The organism is Pseudomonas psychrophila (assembly GCF_001043005.1).
GTDB classification, from domain to species: Bacteria; Pseudomonadota; Gammaproteobacteria; order Pseudomonadales; family Pseudomonadaceae; genus Aquipseudomonas; species Aquipseudomonas psychrophila.
The window spans coordinates 35,388-58,873 of sequence record NZ_JYKZ01000008.1 but is presented as its reverse complement, the minus strand read 5'-3'; the positions used below and the strand labels follow the sequence as shown (position 1 = coordinate 58,873).

Here is a 23,486-nt window from a genome sequence, read left to right as displayed (position 1 = left end):
GCCTGTTATCACGGGTTTCTAAACTCGGCGCTGTTGTCAGGGTCTGACTAATCGTCACTTTCACACTTTAGACTGCGCCAGCCTGCTTTCAGGCTGGGCTATTTGACTTATTTATAGGGGACTTCGATGTCCGTACGACGCACACGCAAAGACGATGGCAGCCAATGGACAGTTGCGGACAGCCGCAGCGTTTATGGGATTCGCCATTGGGGGGCCGGGTATTTCGCGATCAATGAAGCCGGTCGCGTAGAAGTCCGTCCGAACGGCCCGAACAGCTCGCCCATCGATCTGTACGAGCAGGTCGACGAACTGCGCAAAAACAGCGGCTTGTCCTTGCCGTTGCTGGTGCGTTTCCCGGATATCCTGCAAGACCGTGTACGCCAGTTGACCGGTGCCTTCGATGCCAATATCGAGCGCCTGGAATACCAGAGCAAGTACACCGCGCTGTACCCGATCAAGGTCAACCAGCAAGAAGCGGTGATCGAAAACATCATCGCCACCAAAGACGTGTCCATTGGTCTTGAAGCCGGCTCCAAGCCTGAGCTGCTGGCCGTGCTGGCGCTGGCCCCCAAGGGCGGCACCATCGTCTGCAACGGTTACAAGGATCGCGAGTTCATCCGTCTGGCACTGATGGGCCAGAAGCTGGGCCACAACGTCTTTATCGTGATCGAGAAAGAATCCGAAGTAGACCTGGTGATCGAAGAAGCGGCCTCGCTCAAGGTCAAGCCACAGGTGGGTCTGCGCGTGCGTCTGTCCTCTCTTGCCTCGAGCAAGTGGGCTGACACGGGCGGTGAGAAATCCAAGTTCGGTCTGTCTGCCGCGCAGCTGCTGTCGGTGGTTGAGCGTTTCCGCACTGCCGGTCTGGACCAGGGCATCCGTCTGTTGCACTTTCACATGGGCTCGCAGATCGCCAACCTGGCGGACTACCAGCACGGCTTCAAGGAAGCGATCCGTTACTACGGCGAACTGCGCAACCTGGGCCTGCCGGTCGACCACATCGACGTGGGCGGCGGTCTGGGCGTGGACTACGACGGTACGCACTCGCGCAACGCCAGCTCGATCAACTACGACATGGACGATTACGCCGGTGTGGTCGTGGGTATGCTCAAAGAGTTCTGCGACGCGCAAAACCTGCCGCATCCCAACATTTTTTCTGAAAGCGGCCGTTCCCTGACCGCGCACCACGCCATGCTGGTGGTGCAAGTGACCGACGTCGAGAAACACAACGACGACGTGCCGGTTATCGAGAACAAGGAAAGCCTGCCGGAAACCGTGCAATGGCTGGTTGACCTGCTGGGTCCGACCGACATCGAAATGGTCACCGAAACCTACTGGCGTGCAACGCACTACATGAGCGATATCGCTGCCCAGTACGCCGACGGCAAGATCAACCTGGCTGAAAAAGCCTTGGCCGAGCAGTGCTACTTCGCGGTGTGCCGTCGCCTGCACAACTCGTTGAAAGCGCGTCAGCGTTCCCACCGTCAGGTGCTGGACGAGCTCAACGACAAGCTGGCAGACAAGTACATCTGCAACTTCTCCGTGTTCCAGAGCCTGCCGGACACCTGGGCGATTGGCCAGGTATTGCCGATCCTGCCGCTGCACCGTCTCAATGAAGAGCCGCTGCGTCGCGCCGTGCTGCAAGACCTGACCTGTGACTCGGACGGCAAGATCAAGCAATACGTTGACGAGCAGAGCATCGAAACCAGCTTGCCGGTTCACGGGCTGAACGAAGGCGAAGACTACCTGCTGGGTATCTTCCTGGTGGGCGCGTACCAGGAAATTCTGGGTGACATGCACAACCTGTTCGGTGATACCGACTCGGTAAACATCTACCAGAACGCCGACGGCAGTGTGTATCACGCCGGTATCGAGACCCACGACACCATTGAAGACATGCTGCGCTATGTGCACTTGTCGCCTGAAGAGCTGATGAACCACTACCGCGACAAAGTGGCCAGCGCCAACATCAGCGTTAAAGAGCGTGCCCAGTACCTGGACGCGCTGCGTCTTGGCCTGACCCGTTCGTCGTACCTGTCGAGCCACTGATTGCCCGACACAGTCGCCGCTGACTGAACAACGCTGCCTCCTGCACTGCAGGGGGCAGCGTTTTTTTTTGCCCGGGTTTCAGGCGCCGAACCATTGATCCTTGCGCTGCATTCTCCAGGCGTAAACGCCCAGGGTCAGGCTGCGCAGCACCATGAACAGCAGGAAACTTATCCACAGCCCGTGGTTACCATAGCCGTGCAGCGCCCAGGCGACGGGGAAGGCGATGATCACGCTGATGACCATTGCATTACGCATTTCCCGGGCACGGGTGGCCCCAATAAACAGCCCGTCGAGCAAATAACTCCACACCGCAATCAGCGGCAGCAGTGCCAGATACGGCAGGTACTGATAGGCCGTTTCGCGCACGCTGGGGATATCGCTTTGCATCTCGATAAACAGGTGACCGCCAAACAGGAACAGCAGCGCAAACGCGAGGCTGGCCAACATTGACCAGCCGCAGGCCACCACCATCGAACGGCGTAACGCATTGCGGTCCCGGGCGCCGATAGCATGCCCGCACAAGGCCTCGACAGCATGGGCCAGGCCGTCCAGGGCATGGGCAGCCAGCAGCAGGCCATTGAGCAACAATGCATTGGCCGCCACCGTTGAGTCCCCCAGACGAGCCCCCTGCAAGGTGATGGCAAAAAACACCGATTGCAGCATCAGGCTTCGGATAAAAATATCGCGGTTGACCCCCAGCAATGGCTTCCAGTTATTCCAGAGGCGCAATGCGGCCCATGCCAGGGTGCCGGGAAACGTGCGCAATGCGCCGCGAGTCAGCCACAGGCCGAGCAGGGCGCCGCTCCACTCGGCAATGACCGAAGCCCGCGCCGAACCGACCACGCCCCAGTCCAGACCGAGTACAAACCACAGGTTAAGCGCGATATTGACCAGGTTGGTGGTCAGCAGAATCCCCAGCGGTGCGCGGGCGTTTTGCGTGCCCAAAAACCAGCCCACCAGCGCATAGCTGGCCAATGCGGCGGGCAAGCCAAACAGGCGGGTATGGAAAAAATCCAGGGTCAGGGCGTGCAGCTCGGCCGAGGGTTGCATCAAGCTCAATGCGACCCCGCTGAACGGAATCGCGATGGCCCCCAGCAGCATCGACAGCACAGCACTGAGCAACAAGCCCTGCACCAGAATTTGCCGCAGTGCGGCGCCATCCCCACGCCCCGCGGCCTGAGCGGAGAACCCGGTGGTGCCCATGCGCAAGAAGCCCATCATCCAGGCCAGAAAGATGTACAGGCTGGCGCCCACCGCCACTGCGCCCAGCTGATGGGCGTGAGGCAAATGGCCAATGACCGTACTGTCGACCAGTGCCACCAGTGGCACAGAGATATTCGACAAAATCATGGGCGCCGCCAGTGCCCACACCCGGCGATGGGTAGGGCGGTCGCGCCAGTCGGCTAATAGAGAAGATGACATGCAGGCTCCTTTGGGGAGCGCGATTGTAACCTGTGAGAGCGTGCTTGCTCGCGCTGCAGGCAGCACGGTGTGTCAGGCCAGCCGCAGTGATGCCATCGTGAGCAAGCCCGCTCCCACAATCAGACCAGTGTGCCTGTGGTTCCCCACCGGCTGCTATATAGTCGCCCCTTACCTGCCCCGTAAACGAGAACACCATGCTTAACAAAGGATTGTTCCTGGCCTGCACGCTTGCGCTGTTGAGCGCTTGCGATTCTTCAAGCGTCGACAAGCCCGCCGCGCCGACCGTTGCTGCGACCCAGCCGTACAAGCCGGTGCAGGACGTCAAGGTTCTGGCCGAGCGCTACGCCGGGCGTGAGTTAAGTGTGGTGGATGTGTCCGAGGTGCAACTGGACGGTGCCAGCACCTTGTCCGTGAGCTTTTCGGTGCCGCTCAATCCTGAGCAGAACTTCGCGGACAAACTGCATCTGGTAGACGCCAAGACCGGCAAGGTCGATGGCGCCTGGGAGCTGTCGGATAACCTGATGGAGCTGCGCCTGCGCCATCTGGAGCCTCAGCGCAAACTGATCCTCACCGTCGACCCCGGCCTGCGGGCCGTCAATGACGCCACGTTGGCCGCCGAATACATCAGCCGCCTTGAAACCCGTGACCTGCAACCCACGGTCGGCTTCGCCAGCCGTGGTAACTTGCTGCCTACCCGTCTGGCCGAAGGCTTGCCGGTGATCGCGCTGAACGTCGACAAGGTGGACGTTGAGTTCTTTCGGGTCAAGCCCGAGTCGCTGCCAGCGTTTCTCAGTCAATGGGGACGCAACAGCAGCCTGCAAAGCTACGAAGCCAAGGATCTGCTGAGCATGGCCGATCTGGTGTACGGCGGGCGTTTTGACTTGAACCCGGCGCGCAATACCCGTGAAACCCTGATCTTGCCGACGTCCGGGATCAAGCCGTTGCAGCAGCCGGGGGTGTATCTGGCGGTCATGACCGCGACGGGCAGTTACAACTATTCGACGCCCGCTACCTTGTTCACCCTTAGCGATATCGGCCTTTCGGTACACCGTTATCAGAAGCGCCTGGATGTCTTCACTCAGGCCCTGGAGGGTGGCAGTGCCCTGGGTGATGTTGAGCTGGAGCTGCTGGACGGCAAAGGCCAGATGCTCGGGCAGGGCAAAACCGGTAAAGACGGCCACGCCCAACTGGCGCTGCCACCCAAGGCCGAAGTGCTGGTGGCGCGTCAGGGTGATCAGACCAGCTTGCTGCGCTTGAACACGGCCGCGCTGGACCTGGCCGAATTCGACATCGGCGGTCCGCAAGCGCATCCGCTGCAGTTCTTTGTATTTGGCCCGCGCGACCTGTATCGCCCCGGCGAAACCGTATTGCTCAATGCCTTGCTGCGTGACCGCGATGGCAACCCGGTCAAGCCACAACCGGTCAGCGTTGAAGTGCGTCGCCCGGACGAGCAGGTCAGCCGCAAGTTTGTCTGGTCGCCAGACGCTTCCGGTCTGTATCAGTACCCGTTGCAACTGGCCGCCGAAGCCCCGACCGGCCGCTGGCAACTGGTGTTCGATTTCGGTGACGGCAAGCCACAGCTGTACGAGTTTTTGGTCGAGGACTTCCTGCCCGAGCGCCTGGCGCTGGAGCTCAAGGGCAGCGATACGCCGCTGAGCCCTGAGCAAACCGCTGAAATCCAGGTCAATGGCCGCTACTTGTATGGCGCGCCGGCAGCCGGCAACCGTTTAAGTGGTCAGGTCTATGTGCGGCCATTGCGCGAGGCGGTCAGTGCCTTGCCGGGGTATCAGTTCGGTTCGGTGACAGAACCTGAGCTGACTCAGGACCTGGAACTGGACGAAAGCGTCCTCAATGCCGAAGGCAAGGAAACCATCAGCCTCGAAAGCCAGTGGAGCGATGCCAAATCGCCGCTGCAACTGATTGTGCAGGCCAGCCTGCAAGAGTCGGGTGGGCGGCCGATTACCCGGCGTCTGGTGCAGCCCGTGTGGCCAGCGGATCGTCTGCCGGGTATTCGCGGCCTGTTTGACGGCACTGAAACCGACGGTGATGGCCCGGTTGAATTCGAGCTGCTGGTTGCCGACAGCGAGGGCAACAAGCTGGCCGCCGACGACCTCAAGGTGCGCTTAGTGCGCGAGCGTCGTGACTATTACTGGAACTACTCGGACAGCGATGGCTGGAGCTACCACTACAACGAGAAGTTTCTGAACCTCAATGAGCAAACCCTCAGCCTCAAGGCGGGCGAAACCGCCAAGGTCAGCTTCCCGGTCGAGTGGGGGCCGTATCGCGTTGAAGTTGAAGACCCGAAAACTGGCCTGATCAGCAGCCTGCGCTTCTGGGCCGGTTATCGTGCCCAGGACAACGCCGAAGGCGGCGCCGTGCGACCCGACCAGGTCAAGCTGGCGCTGGACAAGGCTGCGTATGCCGATGGCGATACGGCCAAAGTGACGGTCACACCGCCTGCGGCAGGCAAAGGCTATTTGCTGGTTGAAGGCAGTGACGGCCCATTGTGGTGGGAAGAAATCGAGGTGCCGGCCGAGGGCAAGGTATTCGACATCAAGCTTGATCCACGCTGGGCGCGGCATGACTTGTACATCAGCGCCCTGGTGATTCGCCCGGGTGAGCGCAAGACCAACATCACTCCCAAGCGTGCCGTGGGCGTGCTGCATTTGCCGATCGATCGCAGCCAGCGCAAGCTTGCGCTCACGCTCGATGCCCCCGAGAAAATGCGCCCCAAGCAGCCATTGACGGTGAAAATCCACGCTAAAAACGCCGATGGCAGCATCCCCAAGCAAGCTCACGTGTTACTGGCTGCAGTGGATGTGGGCGTGCTCAACATCACCGAATACCCGACCCCCGATCCATTCGCCAGCCTGTTTGGGCGCAAGGCCTATGGTGCGGATCAACTGGACATCTACGGGCAATTGATCGAAGCCGGGCAGGGCCGCTTGGCCAGTCTGGCGTTCGGGGGGGATGCGGCGCTGGCCAAGGGCGGCAAGCGGCCCGCCACCAGTGTGACCATCGTGGCGTTGCAAAGCGCACCGGTGACCCTCAACGAGCAGGGCGAAGGCGAAGTCAGTGTGGATATTCCTGACTTCAACGGCGAACTGCGTTTGATGGCTCAAGCCTGGACCGATGATCGTTATGGCATGGCCGAGGCCAAAACCGTGGTCGCGGCGCCTTTGGTGGCCGAGCTGGCCGCACCGCGCTTTTTGGCAGGTGGCGACGAGACAAGGCTGGCGCTGGATGTGTCCAACCTCACCGACAAGCCGCAAACGCTGCACGTGAAGCTCAACACCGAAGGTCAACTGAGCCTGCAGGGTGACGCGACGCAAAGCGTGACGCTCAGCCCCGGCCAGCGCAGTACCTTGCAGGTGCCGGTCAAGGCGCTGGGCGGGTATGGCACCGGCGTGGTCAACGTGACGGTCAATGGCCTGGACCTGCCGGGTGAAACCCTGGCGCCTTTTACCCGCCAATGGACTTTGGGCGTGCGCCCGGCGTATCCGGCCCTGCTTAAACATTACCGTGCGGTACTTAACGACCAGCCGTGGAGCCTGCCTGAGGCCGAGTTGCAAGCCTTTGAGCCGGCCGGGCGTGAAGCCCTGATCAGCCTGTCGAGCCGTCCGCCGCTGAACCTGGGCGAGCAGATCCGGGCGCTCAAGGCCTACCCCTACGGCTGCTCCGAACAAACCACCAGCGGCCTGTACCCGGCGCTGTACGCCGATGCGGCGTTGCTCAAGCGGCTGGGCCTGGAAGGCGAGCCGGACGCGGAGCGCAAACGCAACATCGAGTTCGGTATCGAACGCCTGCTGGGCATGCAGCGTTACAACGGCAGTTTTGGCCTGTGGGGCGCGGACGGTCAGGAGGAGTATTGGCTTACTGCCTATGTCACCGACTTCTTGCTGCGTGCACGGGATCAAGGCTACGCCGTGCCGCCCGAAGCGCTTAAAAAGGCCAGCGAGCGTTTGCTGCGTTATGTGCAAGAACGCAATTTGATCGAGGCCGACTACAGCGAAAACCTCGATCACACCCGCTTTGCCGTGCAGGCCTATGCTGCGTTGGTTCTGGCTCGCAGCCAGCAAGCGCCGCTGGGTACCTTGCGCAGCATTTTTGAGCGGCGTAGCGATGCCCTTTCCGGTCTGCCGTTGGTGCAGTTGTCGATTGCCTTGCAGAAGATGGGCGATCAGCCACGAGCGGATCAGGCGCTGGTGGCAGGCCTTGCGGTGAACCGTAAAGCCGATCAATGGCTGGGCGACTACGGCAGCCCGCTGCGTGATCAGGCGCTGATTCTGGCCTTGCTGGAAGAAAACAACGTGATGGCCGGGCAGCGCGAGCAACGGCTGTTCGACCTGTCCGATCAATTGGCGGCGAGCCAGTGGCTGTCGACCCAGGAGCGCAACGCGCTGTTTCTCGCCGGTCGTGATCTGCTGGCCAAGCCTGAGGCCAACTGGACAGCCCTGCTCACCAGTGGTGACCAGACCCGTGAGCTGAACAACGCCCAGTCGGGCCTCAAACTTGATGGGCCGCTGCTGGCGTCACCCCTGACCCTGCGCAATGAAGGCAGCGCGCCGGTTTATCAACAACTGACGATTTCGGGTTATCCACAGCAAGCCCCGGCGGCGGGCGGGGAGAACATGAGCATCCGCCGGGACTACCTGGGCATGAACGGGGAACCCTTGAACCTCAAAGCCCTGAAAAGTGGTGATCTGGTGTTGGTGCACCTGGCCGTGACGGCCAAGCAGCAGGTGCCGGATGCGCTGGTGGTCGATTTGCTGCCGGCGGGCCTGGAGCTTGAGAACCAGAACCTGGGCCAAAGCGCCGCCAGCCTTGAAAACGCCAGTACTCAGGTCAAGCAATGGCGCGAGTCGATGCAAAATGCCAGCGTGCAGCACCAGGAATACCGGGATGATCGTTATGTGGCGGCATTGAAACTGGATGGCTACGGCACCACGCACCTGCTGTACCTGGCCCGTGCCGTGACCCCAGGCACCTACCGCGTCCCCCCGCCGCAAGTGGAGTCGATGTACCGCCCCAACTGGCAGGCCGTGGGTGAAACACCAGGGGACATGGTAATCAAGGGTCGCTGACCGGTGTGGGAGCGGGCTTGATCGCGATGGCGATGACGCGGTGTAACCGTCAAACCGCGGCGACTCTTTCGCGAGCAAGCCCGCTCCCACAGGCGTGAGGGGGGATGGCTGCTCAGTTGATGATCCAGCTCAGCACCCACAGCCCCAGCAGCAGCCAGATCACTCCACCGATGACCGAGGCGCGCATAAAGGCGCGCACGGCGTTGTATAAAAACAGCAAGCCGATGATCAGCACCGCGATGCTGATGATCGAGGTGTCCATACCCAGCGCGCGTGCCATGCCTTCGACAAAGCTGCTGCCCGCCTCGGTGATGGCGCCGAACAGGCCGCTCAGGCTCTCGACGATAAAACGAACCAGTGTGCCCAGCCAGAGGCCAAGATTTCCGATAAAACTTTCGACGTGCATGGTCATGTTCCGATGAGTAAGGTGGCCACTGTGCCAGATTAGGCATCCATTCATGCCGCAAGTTGCGTAGAGAGTGAGAGTCAGTGGGGGCAAGGATCAAAAAAATAGCGGGATGGTCACTCGGTGGCCTGCTGCTGGTGTGCGTATTGCTGTGGGCGGCGGACAGAACCTGGCCCTTGCCCTTGCCCCAGGATGATCTGGCTCGCGTGGTATTGGCTGAAGACGGCACGCCCTTGTGGCGGTTTGCCGATGCCAATGGCGTGTGGCGCTATCCGGTGCACACCACTGAAGTATCGCCGTTGTATCTGGATGCTTTGCTGACCTACGAAGACCGCTGGTTTTTTCAACATCCCGGCATCAACCCTTTGGCGCTGGGCCGTGCGGCCTGGCAGAACCTGACGGGCGGACGGGTGTTGTCAGGCGGCAGCACCTTGTCGATGCAGGTTGCGCGTTTGCTTGATCCCCATGAACGCACGCTGCCCGGCAAACTGCGTCAGCTGTGGCGCACGGCGCAGCTGGAATGGCACTTGTCCAAGGACCAGATACTCACGCTGTACCTCAATCGGGCTCCGTTCGGCGGCACCTTGCAGGGTGTCGCGGCAGCCAGTTGGGCGTATCTGGGCAAGTCGCCGCGTCAGCTCACCCATTCCGAGGCGGCGTTGCTCGCTGTGTTGCCCCAGGCACCGAGCCGCTTGCGTCCCGACCGTCACCCGGAACGGGCGCAAGTGGCGCGGGACAAGGTGTTGCGCCGCTTGACCGAGTACCAGGTATGGCCGCAATCAGCTGTGGCCGAGGCGCTGGAAGAACCCTTGTTGCTGGCGCCGCGTCTGGAACCAAGCCTGGCGCCGTTGCTGGCGCGGCGGCTCAACCGCCCGGACAGCCCGCCGCTGATCCGCACCACGATTGACGCCAGCTTGCAGCGTCGCCTCGAAGACTTGCTGCTGGGCTGGCGCGCCCGTCTCCCTGATCACACATCGGCCGCCATCGTGGTGGTCGAGACCGAAAACATGGCGGTACGGGCCTATCTGGGGTCGGTAGATATCAACGATGCGCGGCGCTTTGGCCATGTCGACATGATCACCGCCATGCGCTCGCCGGGCTCCACCCTCAAGCCGTTTTTGTACGGCATGGCAATGGATGCGGGGCTGATCCACTCCGAGTCGCTGCTGCAGGATGTGCCTCGGCGCTATGGCGATTACCGGCCGGGTAATTTCTCCATGGGCTTTAGCGGGCCGGTCTCTGCCAGTGCGGCGCTGGTGACTTCGCTGAACTTGCCTGCCGTGCAGTTGTTGGAGGCGTATGGCCCCAAGCGCTTTGCCGCCGATATGCGTAACGGTGGAGTGCCGTTGAGCTTGCCGGCACTCGCGGAACCCAACCTGGCGCTGATTCTGGGGGGCGCGGGCAGTCGCCTGGAAGATCTGGTCAGCGGCTACAGCGCCCTGGCGCGAGAGGGGCGCAGTGCTAATTTGCGCCTGCAGCCGAGTGATGGAATACACGAGCGACGCTTGCTGTCGCCGGGGGCTGCGTGGGTTATCCGGCGTATTCTGAGCGGTCAGGCACGCCCGGACCGTGACCCTCACGCGGATCTGGTGCAGCGCCCGTTGCTGGCCTGGAAGACCGGTACCAGCTATGGCTTTCGTGATGCGCTGGCGATCGGGGTGGGGCCGCGTTACTTGATCGGGGTGTGGATCGGCCGTCCGGATGGCACACCGGTGCCGGGGCAATTTGGTCTGGCGTCGGCAGCGCCCTTGATGCTGCAAGTGCATGATGTGCTGAGCAACCGCGACAGCCAGCGCGGGATCGTCGCGCCGGTGCACGCGGTACCGGAGAGCGTCGGGGTGGCTGCGATTTGCTGGCCATTGGGCCAGCCCCTGAACAAGAGCGACCCCAATTGCCGTCGCCAACGCTTTGCCTGGACGCTGGATCACACCACCCCCCCGACCTTGCTGGCGGCGGATCAACCATTGGGTGTGGGCCTCAAGGAAACAATCCGGGTCAACCCGCAGGGCCTTCGTGTTGGGCCGCAATGTCCTGAAGCTCAGCTGCGCGAGGTGGCGTTGTGGCCTGCGCCGCTTGAGCCGTGGCTGCCGCGAGTTGAGCGCTCGGCGGCGCGATTGCCAGCAGCCTCCACGCAATGCCCTCCACCGGCCTTGAGTGCGGTTACACCGCTGTCGATTGTCGGAGTGCGCGACGGTGATCGCCTGCGTCGTCCTGCTGCGAGCCAGGCCTTGCTGCGATTGGCGATATCGACCCTGGGCGGAGAGGGAAGGCGCTGGTGGTTCATTAACGGGGCCCCCTTGGGAGACAGCACCGGGCACGAGGTCTTCAATACCACGCTGGAGCAAGCAGGACGTTATGAACTCAGTGTGCTTGATGAGAGCGGGCAAACGGCCCGGGTTGAATTCAGTGTGGTGGAGTGAGGTACTCAACGAGTGTTTCTGCGGGATAAGGATCTCCTGCAACACAGTTAATTGTAGGTATATCTAAAGTAGGGTTGTGAAGGCGCGTGTTTTGTCGGGCGGGCGATAGCCTTGATAAATAACGTTTTTTAATAACTTCTTAAACCAAAAGTATTAGCTCTTAAGCGAGGTTCGGGCCTCTTTATATAAGGGGTTAATACCAAGTTGTGAATTGTTTGATAAGGCCCTTGAGGTTGTTATGTCACCAACGGATGAATGTATCCCTGACGCAGAGCAGGGAACTTTCGAACTCAGGTGTAACAGGTGCAAGGGAATTAATCATGAACACTCAACTGTGGTTTAAAACCAGTACAGCTTTATTGTTGGTCATGTCTGTCGGTCTGGCTGGCTGCAGCAGCGGTGGCGGCGGCTCCAAAAGCTATGTGACTACAACCAATACTGATTCGGGCGGCGGTGCAGACGGCGGCACGGGTGGTACCGGCGGTACTGGTGGCACAGGCGGTACTGGTGGCACAGGTGGTACAGGTGGCACGGGCGGCACGGGCGGCACCGGTGGTGGGGGTACTGGCGGTACCGGTGGTACAGGTGGTACACCTCTGGTTACAGGCCAGGTGATAGGACAAGTCGGTACAGCCCTGGGTGGTGTGGGTACTACCGTCAGCAGCCTGGGCACTGCCCTGACCCCCGTGCCGGTAGTCGGTACCCTGGGTGGCGGCCTGGTGGTCAAGACTGGCGATGCCGTGTCCTCTGTCACCACTGGCCTGACTAATGGCCTGGGTTCGCTGGGTACAGACAAAAACTCCCTCGGTATTACCGTAGCGGGCGCAACCAATGCTGTCAGCGAGGTGGGTAAAGGCGTCTCGTCCGTCGGCACGGGCCTGAGCACTGTGCTCGATAACACGCCTATCAGCCAGATCCCGCTGGCCGGCGGGCTGGTGGGTAAAGTGACCGACACCACAGGTGGCCTGGTCAATAAAGTGGGCACAACCGTGACCATGCTGGGCAACACACTGACCACCGACGTGAACAGTGGCAAATTGGGCAAGGTGACTGGGGGCGTGAACGACAAGGTGCTGGTGCCGGTTATTTCCCTGGTAGAAAACGTTACAGGCAAAGTGGGTACCACCACAGGTCTCGGGGCCCCCGTGGATGGTCTGCTGACCAAGGTCGGTGGCACCGTTGGCGGTCTCGGCACCAAGGTGTCGACAACCGGCGACAAAAATCCGGTGACCTCGCTGGTAGGTGGCGTGCTGGTGGGCGTGGGCGGCGCGGTTGACAAGGCTGGCGGCCTGCTGAACCCGGCGACCAACACGGGCACAGGTGCAGGTCTGGGTGGCGGTCTTGGCGGCCTGCTGGGTCTGGGTGCAAGCACGGGTAATGGTACCGGTGCGGGCACTGGCGCAGGCCTTGGCGGTGGTCTTGGTGGTCTGTTGGGTGCAGGTGCAAGCACAGGTGGCGGTGCAAGTGCTGGTGTAGGTCTGGGCGGCTTGTTGGGTGTTGGCGCAAGCACGGGTGGCAGCACCGGTGCAGGTGCAGGTCTGAGCGGCGGTCTTGGCGGCTTGTTGGGGGCAGGCGCAAGCACGGGTGGTAACAACACGGGTGCAAATACAGGTCTGGGTGGTGCTCTTGGGGGAGTGCTGGGTGGGCTGGGCAATCTGGGCAAGAAAAACTGACGATTAATTGCACCTGGCCGGTTCGACGGCCGTACCTACAGCGCCTACGCTTGGTTGGGACGAGAGATTCAGATGAGTCTCTCGTCTTTTTTCATGTGCAGGTTTTAGGACTGATGCTCGGGTAGCTTCACGGATCAATCAAAGATGAAGCCCCCCTCGTTATGCCGCTGTTGTGAACATGGAGTGTCATATGCGTAATTACGTACCTTTTTTGTTGCTGGCACTGACCCCGTATGCGGGTGCCGAGTCGCTTCCGCGCTTTCTCAATAGCAACGACAGCATGCAAACCTTGCCCACGCCCAACTTGCCAGTAGATGCCTATCGTCCGCCTGCGCCTGCGCTGGAATTGCCCAAGCCGGCAACGGGCGAGGCTCAACCCTTGGTGATGGGCACGCGCCTGACCATTCGCAAGTTGCAAATCGAAGGCGGCACGATTTACCCGCTGCCTGAGTTGGGGGCGGCGTTCAAATCGCTGCTGGGCCATGAGATCACCTTGGGCCAATTGATCGAGGCGACTCGCAGCATCACCCAGCGTTACCAGGACGATGGCTACTTATTGTCTTACGCGTTTTTGCCACAGCAGGACTTCGATCAGGGCCTGGTGCGTGTGGTGCTGGTCGAAGGCTATGTGAGCGATTACCAGATTGACGGGGACATAGGGCGGGTCAAAGGTTTTGTTGATGAACTGGTAGACAAGATCAAGGGCGAGCGCCCACTGACCCGTAAAACATTTGATCGCTACAGCACGCTGATGAGCCGGATTCCCGGTGTAACCCTGCAGGCGCAAGTTCCGCCGCCGGGCACCACTGACGGCGCATCGACACTGCGTGTCAGTGCCAGCCGCAAACCGTTCACCACCAGCATGAGCCTTGTCGAAGGCAGCCGTAGCAGTACTCAGGCCCTGTTCGGGGCCACCAGCAACTCGCAAACAGCCATGGCTGAACAGTTGACCCTGAGCGGGTTGTTCCCACCGGGTCGCGACAAGGAGCACTACTACCGTCTCGATTACAGCCAGTACCTGAATGCCGAAGGTACGCAACTGAGCGTGTATGGTTCCAGTTATCGCAGTGACCCGAGCACCAGCATTGCTACAAATGATGGCTTTGAGCTTAAGCCTCACCGCGAGAATGACCGCTTTTCGATTGGCGTCAGCCACCCCTTGATTGCCGCGCCGGATCAATGGCTCAGCGCCGGCGCCCGGTTGTATGGCGTCAACGACAACACAGACTACGAGATCGTCGGCTACGGGCAAACCATCAGCGAAAAAACCAACGTACGCGCTCTGGCGTTTGAAGGTGACTGGCGCAAGTCCGATGCCAGGCAGTTGCGTATTGTCAGTGCCGGTCTGTACCAAGGCATAGACGGGATGGGCGCCAAGAGCGAAACCAATCTGACCAGCAGTCGTTATGATCTGGACTTCTTCCGTTTGCGTTTGTCGGGCGTGCAGAGCGACAGTTACTTTGACAACTGGCAAGGCGTGGTATCGGGTGCGGTGTACTGGAGTGATGACACGCTGCCTGACAGCGAGCGTGCCGTGTTCGGCGGGCAGAACTTCGGCCGGGGTTATCCGGATGATCAGGCATCGGGGGACAAGGGCTGGGGTGTGGCCTACGAGCTGAACTACAGCTTTAACCGCGATGGTGAGTGGGTCAAGTTGCTGCAGCCCTATGCGATCGTGGATCGGGCCAAGGCCTGGTACAACGAACTGCCATTAAAAGGCTCGGACATGTCCTCGGCAGCACTGGGGTTGCGTTTTGGTGATAAACGCTACTACAACATTGCCCTGGAAGTTGCCAAACCCATGTCGGATATCGCGTTGGACAGTTTTAACCGCAAGCCGCGTTATACACTAAGTTTTAGCTATCAGTTATAAACTTTATATATAAAAAACCCGCAGTGCTAACTAAGGCTGCGGGGTTTTTATGGGTGGGTTTTAGGTGCTGGCTAGCTGTAGTTGGGCAGGTTTTGGAAAGAGATTTTCGAGGGTGTCGAGCAGGCGCACGTGGTAGATGGGTTTGCGAAACAGATCCAGTACCTGCAATCTCAGCAAGTCGCTGACATCGCTCATATCGGCGTGCCCTGAGATGACAATCACCGGTAAATGCTGGCGCGATGTGTGCTCGCGCAGGCGCCTGATCAGCGCAATACCGCTTTCCTCCGGCATGCGCAGGTCAGTGATGACCAGCGCAATGTCCGGATGTTGGGTCAACTGCAAAAGGGCGAGTTTGACTGATGTTGCCGTAAAGCAACAAAAGCCCTCGCCCTCAAGCAGTTCGGCCAACTCCAGTAGTGCGTCCTCTTCGTCATCCACCAGGAGCAGTTGTTGCCGTGATGGGGAGAGGGGCATGTTAGTGATGCTCCGGAAGTGATTTATTAATTAAGTTGTAGCGGTTCCCAGGCCGGTTTTGATTTTGGTAAATACGCCAGTTACGGCTGTCTGAACATCAGGTGAAAGTCCAGCAATAACCACTGCCACCATCGCCGCAATAATAGCGTACTCAATACCAGATGCACCCTCTGTCCTTTTTGCAAATAACTTGGCCTGGCGTGCCAGGAACACCTGTGCAGGTACATACACTTTCAGAACAGTATTTAACATCATCTGACTTCTCCTTGAGTGCGCCGGATCGGGCACTGCGTAACAATGGTGCAGGTTGATCTCCCTCTGCCATCATAGGATTGGCAATAAATCACTTCCTTACAACTGTAACAATGGACTAATCACAAAGTATTAATCCAAATACGCCTTTTAAAAAATGTGTGCTAAATCAAACTATTCACAATTAATTAGAGCTTTTTAGTTTCACTAATGGCATTTTGCTTCGACTGGGCTATTTTTAAATAGCGAATGGTTGCAACAGCGTTATTGGTTTATAGCTGCCTGATTGTGAATGGGTTTTTTAGTCTGCCGTGCGCAGTGGAAAAGGGAGTTTGTGCATGAACAATCGACGCAGTTTAATACTGGCCGCCCTATTATTTGTAGGTGCAATTGCCGCTGGTTACTGGGGGCTGGTATTGAGTCGACAGCAGCCGGTCGCCGAAGTTCCGGTGACCCAGGTTGTGGAGCAGGGTGTAGCAGCAGCTGAAGACACGACTCGCCAGTCGGTGGTGGTACTGGCCCGCGATGTACCCCCGAATGTGGCCTTGACGGCCGAAGACCTGACCCTCGAAAAATTGCGTACCGCACCTGCAGGCAGTCTCACTGCAATCGATCAGGCGGTGGGTCGTACTCCGTGGCGCAGCATGAGTGCAGGTACCTGGCTCAATGAAAAAAGTTTTGAAATGGGCGGGCCGCTGGCACGCATGATCCGCCCCAATGAGCGCGCATTGGCAGTATCCATCGACGAGGTAGCTGGTGCGGGGGGGCAGTTAACCCCGGGTGATTACGTCGACATTCTGCTGTTCCTGCGTCAGGACACCGGCAATCCGCAGCAATCGGCCCAGGTGGTGTTGCCAGCGGTACGCGTGCTGAGCGTGGGGACTGAGTTGGGCTTGACCAGTGATGGTCAGTTGGCCAGCCCGCCGAAAAATGCTGAAGAAGCACTCAAGCAAGAGCAAGGCCGCATCAATGCGCGCACCGCAGTCCTGGCAGTACCAGACATTCTTCTCAATCAACTGATGCTTGCGACCCAGGCCGGCACGCTTCGCCTTGCCGTGCGCAGTGCCGATGAACAGCGCTTGAGCAAATATTGGGCGGGTGAGCAGGAGTCTCCAACCAACCTGGAGAACGCCAAGCGCAGTCTCTACCAGTTCAACCAGCTATCCCTGGCCAGCCCGGCAAGAGCGCCTGTCAGCAGTCCTGCTGGCGCTCCTCGTGTGCGCGGTATTGAAGTTATTCGTGGCAATCAAACGGCTCAGCAGTCGGCCCAATAAAAATCCTTTTCTGCAGGGAAAACCAACATGAGCCATCGTTGCGTTCCGTTCTACAAACGTGCTGCCTGGACCCTGATCCTGAGCAGCTTGCCCCTGGAAATGGCGTTGGCCGCTGCTGACAATTGCGCGGCATTCAACGCGTTGCCGTCGGTACTGGAAGTGCCCCAGGGATCTCAGAAGGCCATGAGCTTTCCGGTCAACATTTCTCGCATCGCCGTGGGGGACCCCACGGTTGCCGATGTTCGCACCAATGGTCAAAACGCCTTTTTGCTGACCGGCGTTGCGTCGGGTACTACGAGTCTGATGGTCTGGAGCGCCTGTTCTAAAGAGCCACATCAGACCATGTTGTTCGTCAAGGGCAAGGCCACCTCGGGTTTGACCGGTACTTCGTTGTCACCGTCCGAAGACCCGACGCTGCCCATTCAGGTGCAAACGGATATTCGTTTTGTCGAGGTCAGCCGCACCAAGCTGCAAGAGGCCAGCACCTCGATCTTCGGCATGGGCAGCAACTTCCTGTTCGGCTCGCCGAACTCATTCCTCAGTACGGCTGAAGGGGTGATCACGGGCGGTCCGGTTGCCAACAGCAAGTATTTCAACATTGGTTTTGGCGGCGGCAAGGTTAAAGCGATGATCAATGCCCTGGAAGGCAGCGGTTTTGCCTATACCCTGGCGCGCCCCAGCCTCGTCGCCATGAGCGGCCAGAGTGCGACTTTTCTGGCCGGTGGCGAAGTACCGATCCCGGTACCCAGCAGCGGCAGCGACAACGTATCGATCGAGTACAAGGAGTTTGGTATCCGTCTGACGCTGACCCCTACCGTGGTTGGTCGTGATCGCATCATGTTGAAAGTGGCACCTGAGGTGAGTGAACTTGACTACACCAATGCGGTGAATATCGCCGGGACCCTGGTACCCGGCCTGACGGTTCGTCGCACCGACACCAGCATTTCCCTGGCGGATGGCGAAAGTTTTGTGATCAGCGGCTTGATCAGCTCGCGCAACAGCTCTCAGGTCAACAAATTCCCTGGCCTGGGCGATATCCCGATTCTTGGCGCGTTCTTCCGCGACTCCAACATCAGTCGCGAAGAGAAAGAATTGCTGATGATCGTGACCCCGCATCTGGTTCAGCCATTGGCTGCCAATGCACCATTGCCATCGATGCCCGGGGAGAAACTGCGTAACTACGACCCTAACTGGTATCGCCTGTACTTCTTGGAAAACGGCAAATTCAACAGCCGTAGCGGGTTATCCCAATGAGCCAAAGCCTGAGCCAGACATTTCTCGCGCTGACGCGCAACAACACCGATCTTGAATGGCTGCAAGGTGCGCTGGCGCCGCTGGGTCAAGTGGTGGGTGCAGGCACCAGTAGCCTGGATGAACTGCTGGCCCTGGTGGACGTGACGTTTGCCGGCTTGATCTTTGTAGGCCTCGATCGGGACAAAGTGGTCAACCAGTGCGCCCTGATTGAAGGCGCGCTGGAAGCCAAGCCCATGCTGGCCATTGTTGCCTTGGGCGATGGTATGGATAACCAGTTGGTACTCAACGCCATGCGCGCCGGGGCAAGGGATTTTGTCGCCTATGGTTCGCGTTCCAGTGAGGTGGCGGGGCTGGTTCGCCGTCTGAGCAAGCGCTTGCCGCCGGTTGCGCCAAACACCGAACTGGGTGGGTTGAGCGTGTTGTTCAGCGCGCAATGCAATGCGGATGGCGCGCTGGTTGCCAGCCACCTTGGGCTGGTCGTGCAAAAACACGATCAAAAAACCTTGTTTCTGGACCTGGGTGTACCCCGCGGTGATGGTCTGGCTGTGCTGGGGCTTGAGAGTACGTTCTTTTTTGGTGATGCCCTGCGCCATTTACGACGCCTGGACAGTACCTTGATTGACAGTGCTTTTACCAAGACAGCGAGTGGTTTGCGGGTATTGGCCCACAGCGAAAGTGATGAGCCGCTGGAGCACACCAGTGCGGCCGAGCTGTATATGTTGCTCAGCGCCTTGCGTCAGCACTTTCAACACATTGTGGTCAACCTCACGGGTCAGCCTGACAGTGAAGCGCTGCGCACCTTTGCCACTCATTGCGACAGTTTGCTGTGGTACACCGACCAAAGCGTGCTTGATTGCCGCCGCAACCTGGACGTGCTCGGCCGCTGGCGGGCCAAGGGCATGAAGTTTGAGCATACGGGGTTGTTGATCGACCGTTATATGGGTGGCGTTGCCCCCAATGCCGATGCCCTGGGCAAGAGCTTTGGCCTGCCGGTGATGGCGACACTGGCGCTCAGCCCTGAGCTGCGCATCAATGCCAAGAATCAGGCCACCACCCTGTTTGATCTGGCCCCGCGAGAAGCCCTGAGCCTGGCGTTGAAAAAACTGGGTGAGCGATTGACCAAGCGCTCGCAGTCGTCCGAGCAAACGGTTTCCAAGTCTGGCGCGTGGTTAAACCGCCTGTGGGGGGCCAAATGAGCAATGAGCAATTGTTTGGTTCCGGCCTCTATAAGGACGGGCGCGCGGACCATGACGGACTGAAACTGGTGCTGCACCGTTACATCATTGATGCCATTGAAGAGACCGGGGTAAACCTGCTGGAAGGTTCTCGCGTGTCCTTGGCCCAATTTGTCACTGAGCGGGTGGCTGAATATGTGTCGCGCCTGCACCTGGCCATTTCCCGTTATGAAATGGAGCGTCTGGCCGAAGAAATTGTCGACGAACTGACCGGTTTCGGCCCGCTCGAAGTCTTGCTGCGTGACCCCGCGGTCACTGAAATTTTGGTCAACGGCCCCCACCGAGTATTTGTTGAACGTGATGGTCTGCTCAGCCAGAGCGACTTGCGCTTTATCGATGATCATCACGTTGAGCGGGTCATGCAGCGCATTCTGGCGCCGCTGGGCCGGCGCCTTGACGAGTCTTCGCCGATGGTGGATGCACGTCTGCCTGATGGCAGCCGGGTCAACGCGATCATTCCGCCGATTGCCCTGGATGGTCCGTGCCTGTCGATCCGGAAGTTTCGCAAGGACATGCTCAAAAGCAGCGACCTGGTGGCGATGCAAACCATCGACCAGGCGATCTATGAGTTTTTTCAGGAGTCAGTGGGCAAGCGCTGCAATATCTTGATCAGCGGCGGTACCGGTACCGGCAAAACCACGCTGCTCAATATCTTGAGCCAGTTGATCAACCCCCACGAACGTTTGGTCACCATCGAAGACGTGGCCGAATTGCAGCTGGGTCACCCCCATGTGGTGCGCCTTGAAACACGCCCGCCCAATGCCGAAGGGCATGGTGAAGTGAAATCCAGCGACCTGATTCGCAACGCCCTGCGGATGCGTCCGGACCGCATCATCCTCGGCGAAATTCGTGGTGTGGAGGTGCTCGACGTATTGACCGCGATGAACACCGGTCACGATGGTTCGATGAGCACCGTGCACGCCAACACTGCGCAAGATGCGTTGCTGCGTCTGGAAACACTGGTCGGCCTCACGGGCCGCACAGTGGCGGAAAAAACCTTGCGCCAGATGATCTGCGCAGCGCTGGACGTGATCATCCAGCTCACGCGCATGCCTGATGGTCGCCGTTGCGTGAGTGAAGTTCTGGAAGTGGTCGGGGTGCGTGACGATGTGTACGTGACCAACACCCTGTTCCGCCTGGACAAGCGCACCGGTTTTGGTTTTATGCGCGAAGCCTTGAACCCGGCAGGCGACAAGTTGCGTCGTGACCCCATTCTGAATGCCCACGGCTGAGGCGCTAATCATGATCCCGGCCTTACTGCTTTTCACCATCAGTTTTCTGATGTTCGTGCTCTCGCTGAGCCTGGTATATCGCGCTCTGACGGACCCGACAACCAGTCGCGTGCTGGACCGTTTGGGTGAGGGTCAGCCGCAGTTTGCGGAAAAAATCAAAGGTGTAGCGTGGCTTGATCGGGCTTTCTTGCAGGCGGGATTGGGGCGTCCTTCTGAACGACTTGGTTTATGGCTGTCGCTGTGGGCGGGGGCCGTGGTGTTGGCTGGCCTGATCGGCGGTTGGGTATTTTTTCTCGCGCTGCTGGTGTTGCCGCCACTGTTGCTCAAGCTGTTTGTCAGTTGGCGTTACCACCGCCGGGTACGGCGTATGGTTGAGCAACTACCGCTCCTGCTCGATCACAGCGTGCGCAGCCTGAAGGCGGGGCGGACCTTGGCCGATGCCGTGCTGACAGCGATCGATGCGTCCAGTGATCCGCTCAAAACGAGCATCAGCCGGGTGTCGCGCAACGTTCAGATGGGGGTGAGTTTGCCTGAAGCTGTAAGCGATTTTGCCGAGCTGTATGAGCGTGACGAGTTTCGCATGTTTGCCCTCGGCTTGAAGGTCAACCATCGCTACGGCGGTAACGCCAGTGAGCTGCTGGAAAACCTGATCGTGCTGATCCGCGAGCGTGAACAAGGGGCGCGCAGGTTGAGAGCCATGACCGGTGAAACCCGAATGACGGCTTTGGTACTGGGCATGTTGCCGCTGTTTGTGGTGGCTTTCTTCATGTCTACCAACCCCGCTTACATGCTCAAAATGTGGCAGGACGGGGGAGGGCAGCACATGCTGCTTACGGCTATGGCGATGCAGATAATTGGCAGTTTTGCGTTGTGGCGCATGGTACGGAGCGTATGACATGGCCTATCTGATTTGTGCAGTTTTACTGTTGGGCGCCATGGCGCTGTTGATCAATAACGTGGTTCAGGACCGTCTGAGTCAGCAACGGGTGATGCAGCGTCTGGACGGTGACAAGAGCGGCCCTGGCAAGCTCAGTCTCTGGATGCGGATGGTGGGCAACAGCAAGTTTGGCCAGCGTTCGATCACGATGGACAGCGAAACTCAGACGCTGCTCAACCGGCTGGGCTGGCGTACCGCTAGTCAGCGTTCATTGTTTGCCGCCTTTCAGATCGGTACACCGTTCGCGTTTGCCGGGCTGGTGTTTTTGGGGCATGAGTTGTTCTTCCCGCGATCCGGAAACCTGTTGGTTGTGCTGTTGTTCTCACTGGCTCTGGGGTATCTGATCCCAAAGCGAATGTTGGCCTACGCTGCAAAGAGACGGCAACAGGAAGTGGCGGTTGAGGTGTCTACCTTTATCCCGTTGCTACGCATTCTGTTTGAGTCGGGCATGGCCGTCGAGCAGGCGCTACGGGTGCTTAGCCAGGATGCGCGGGAGTTACTGCCAGTGCTGACCGGCGAGTTGCGAGTCGTGCTGTCGCGGGTCGATTCGGGGCTGGAGCTAAGCCAGGAGCTGAGCAAAACCGCGAGCCTGCTGGACGTGGACGAGTTCAATGACACCTGCGTGATTCTTCAGCAATTGATTCAACAGGGCGGTGGCGCGATGAAGTCATTGCAGGCACTCAAAGAGCTGCTTGATGACCGTCGCCTGACACGCATGGAGGAGTACATCTCCAAAATGTCCGCAAAGATGTCGGTAGTGATGATGGTGTTTCTGTTCCCGGCGTTAATGATTGTGTTGGCCGGACCAAGTTTTGTCGCTATCTCACGAGCCTTTCTCTCTTGATCAGGGGTATGAACATGAAAGCTGTCATCGTCTTGTGTGGGCTGCTGATGTTGGGCGGCTGTGCGACAGGAGGCCAGAGCAATCCGCCGTGGATGGCCATGGGCGGCAGCTGCACGAAGTTAAGTGGTGATCAGGAACTGTCGATGAACCTGGCGGATGACATGGCCAAGGAGGGCAAGCTGCACGCCAGCCTGGCCAGCCTGCAAAACCTGCCGGAGCGTTCCGCACAGGTGCAGCTACGCAAGGCGCGGATCTATCGTCAGTTGGGCCGCAGTGAGGCCGAGCCGTTGTTTCAAGGGTTGTTGGGTTCGTGTCTGGCCGCAGAGGGGGAGCATGGTTTAGGTCAGTTGGCAGCCGGGCGTGGTGACAACGCATTGGCGACCACTCACCTGGAGCGCGCGGCGAAACTGGCACCGACCGATGCCAAGATCCGTAACGATTTGGGTGTGGTCTATCTCAATCAGCGTCGTGTCGATGATGCACGGTTCGAGTTTTTGACCGCTCTGGAACTCAAGCAGGATGACTCGTTGGCGGCACTGAATCTGGTGACCTTGCTGATTTATCAGGATCAGTGGACCCAGGCGGCAGAACTGGTCACCCGCGCCGAATTAACGCCCGATCAAGTGAGTGATGCCCAGTCCCGGGCACAAGCCCTGAAGGCCCAAGCCAAGACAGCCAGCAACCAGGTAGCTGTCATTAAATAATGCGTTGGAGGTTTGCAATGACTTTTTCTATTCGTGTGGGGGTGCTGCTCGCTCTTATCCCGTTGGGGGCGGTGGCCATCGAGTCCGGCCCCACGCCTAAAAACCAGCAGGAAACCGAAAACTGGCTGCAGCTTCAGGTCAGTGGCAGCGTGCAGTCGCCGATACGCCAAACGGCGACCCCGGCCGAGCGTGAGCTCAGCCTGCAGCGCTGGCTGGACAGCTACAAGCATGAGATCCCGGAGTACTACAAGCAGGATGAGGGTGGTACGGCCAAGCAGGAATGAGTACGTGATGCTGTCGCGGGCAAGCCTGTCATTCACAGGTGTTGCCAGCGATTCAGTTGATACCCGCTCAGC

Annotated in this window: 17 protein-coding genes; 13 read left to right on the top strand and 4 right to left on the bottom strand. The window is 59.3% G+C overall.

Annotated features, from left to right (window positions below; genetic code table 11):
- Positions 1–126 precede the first annotated feature (126 nt).
- On the top strand, positions 127–2,046 hold the full coding sequence (gene speA, locus TU76_RS17215; RefSeq protein ID WP_019825845.1) for an arginine decarboxylase: 1,920 nt from the start codon (positions 127–129) through the stop codon (positions 2,044–2,046).
- Positions 2,047–2,124: 78 nt separating this feature from the next.
- Here speA and TU76_RS17210 read toward each other — a convergent pair whose 3' ends face one another.
- Complete coding sequence (locus TU76_RS17210; protein ID WP_046810398.1) at positions 2,125–3,468, bottom strand: MATE family efflux transporter; 1,344 nt, start codon at positions 3,466–3,468, stop codon at positions 2,125–2,127.
- 194 nt (positions 3,469–3,662) lie between these two features.
- Between TU76_RS17210 and TU76_RS17205 the strand changes: the two genes are divergently transcribed.
- Positions 3,663–8,552, top strand: a complete 4,890-nt coding sequence (locus tag TU76_RS17205; RefSeq protein WP_048352194.1) for an alpha-2-macroglobulin family protein — start codon at positions 3,663–3,665, stop codon at positions 8,550–8,552.
- Positions 8,553–8,664: 112 nt separating this feature from the next.
- On the opposite strand, the gene TU76_RS17200 is transcribed toward TU76_RS17205, so the two are convergent.
- Entirely contained in the window at positions 8,665–8,958 is a 294-nt protein-coding gene (locus TU76_RS17200) for a hypothetical protein (RefSeq protein WP_019825839.1), read from the bottom strand.
- A gap of 83 nt (positions 8,959–9,041) precedes the next feature.
- Here TU76_RS17200 and pbpC point away from each other — a divergent pair, with 83 nt between their 5' ends.
- From pbpC to TU76_RS17185, 3 genes are all read left to right on the top strand, one after another.
- Positions 9,042–11,378 (top strand): peptidoglycan glycosyltransferase PbpC, encoded by a 2,337-nt coding sequence (gene pbpC / locus TU76_RS17195; protein ID WP_269457731.1) that lies wholly within the window; start codon positions 9,042–9,044, stop codon positions 11,376–11,378.
- A gap of 320 nt (positions 11,379–11,698) precedes the next feature.
- Positions 11,699–13,051, top strand: coding sequence for a collagen-like triple helix repeat-containing protein (locus tag TU76_RS17190; protein WP_048352193.1), 1,353 nt, complete (start codon positions 11,699–11,701; stop codon positions 13,049–13,051).
- Between the two features lie 190 nt (positions 13,052–13,241).
- The gene (locus TU76_RS17185; RefSeq protein WP_019825836.1) at positions 13,242–14,924 is read left to right on the top strand and encodes a ShlB/FhaC/HecB family hemolysin secretion/activation protein; all 1,683 of its coding nucleotides are present in this window, start codon (positions 13,242–13,244) and stop codon (positions 14,922–14,924) included.
- Between the two features lie 60 nt (positions 14,925–14,984).
- On the opposite strand, the gene TU76_RS17180 is transcribed toward TU76_RS17185, so the two are convergent.
- Entirely contained in the window at positions 14,985–15,398 is a 414-nt protein-coding gene (locus tag TU76_RS17180; protein ID WP_019825835.1) for a response regulator, read from the bottom strand.
- A 30-nt stretch (positions 15,399–15,428) separates the two neighbouring features.
- Positions 15,429–15,653, bottom strand: coding sequence for a Flp family type IVb pilin (locus TU76_RS17175; RefSeq protein ID WP_048352192.1), 225 nt, complete (start codon positions 15,651–15,653; stop codon positions 15,429–15,431).
- A gap of 335 nt (positions 15,654–15,988) precedes the next feature.
- On the opposite strand from TU76_RS17175, the gene cpaB reads away from it, so the two are divergent.
- Genes cpaB through TU76_RS17135 form a run of 8 tightly spaced genes read left to right on the top strand, consistent with a single transcriptional unit; the run spans position 15,989 to position 23,414 of the window.
- Entirely contained in the window at positions 15,989–16,924 is a 936-nt protein-coding gene (gene cpaB, locus TU76_RS17170; RefSeq protein ID WP_048352191.1) for a Flp pilus assembly protein CpaB, read from the top strand.
- Positions 16,925–16,951: 27 nt separating this feature from the next.
- Positions 16,952–18,178, top strand: a complete 1,227-nt coding sequence (locus TU76_RS17165) for a type II and III secretion system protein family protein (RefSeq protein ID WP_048352190.1) — start codon at positions 16,952–16,954, stop codon at positions 18,176–18,178.
- Positions 18,175–19,374 (top strand): CpaE/TadZ family protein, encoded by a 1,200-nt coding sequence (locus TU76_RS17160; protein WP_048352189.1) that lies wholly within the window; start codon positions 18,175–18,177, stop codon positions 19,372–19,374. Before TU76_RS17165 ends, TU76_RS17160 begins: the two co-directional genes overlap by 4 nt.
- Positions 19,371–20,645 (top strand): TadA family conjugal transfer-associated ATPase, encoded by a 1,275-nt coding sequence (locus TU76_RS17155; protein WP_019825828.1) that lies wholly within the window; start codon positions 19,371–19,373, stop codon positions 20,643–20,645. Before TU76_RS17160 ends, TU76_RS17155 begins: the two co-directional genes overlap by 4 nt.
- A 10-nt stretch (positions 20,646–20,655) precedes the next feature.
- Entirely contained in the window at positions 20,656–21,540 is an 885-nt protein-coding gene (locus TU76_RS17150) for a type II secretion system F family protein (protein WP_048352188.1), read from the top strand.
- 1 nt (position 21,541) lies between these two features.
- A complete protein-coding gene (locus TU76_RS17145) occupies positions 21,542–22,426 on the top strand; it encodes a type II secretion system F family protein (protein ID WP_046810475.1) in 885 nt (294 codons plus the stop codon).
- Between the two features lie 14 nt (positions 22,427–22,440).
- Positions 22,441–23,130, top strand: coding sequence for a tetratricopeptide repeat protein (locus TU76_RS17140; RefSeq protein ID WP_048352225.1), 690 nt, complete (start codon positions 22,441–22,443; stop codon positions 23,128–23,130).
- Between the two features lie 17 nt (positions 23,131–23,147).
- Positions 23,148–23,414 (top strand): DUF3613 domain-containing protein, encoded by a 267-nt coding sequence (locus TU76_RS17135; protein ID WP_048352187.1) that lies wholly within the window; start codon positions 23,148–23,150, stop codon positions 23,412–23,414.
- Positions 23,415–23,486: the final 72 nt, after the last annotated feature.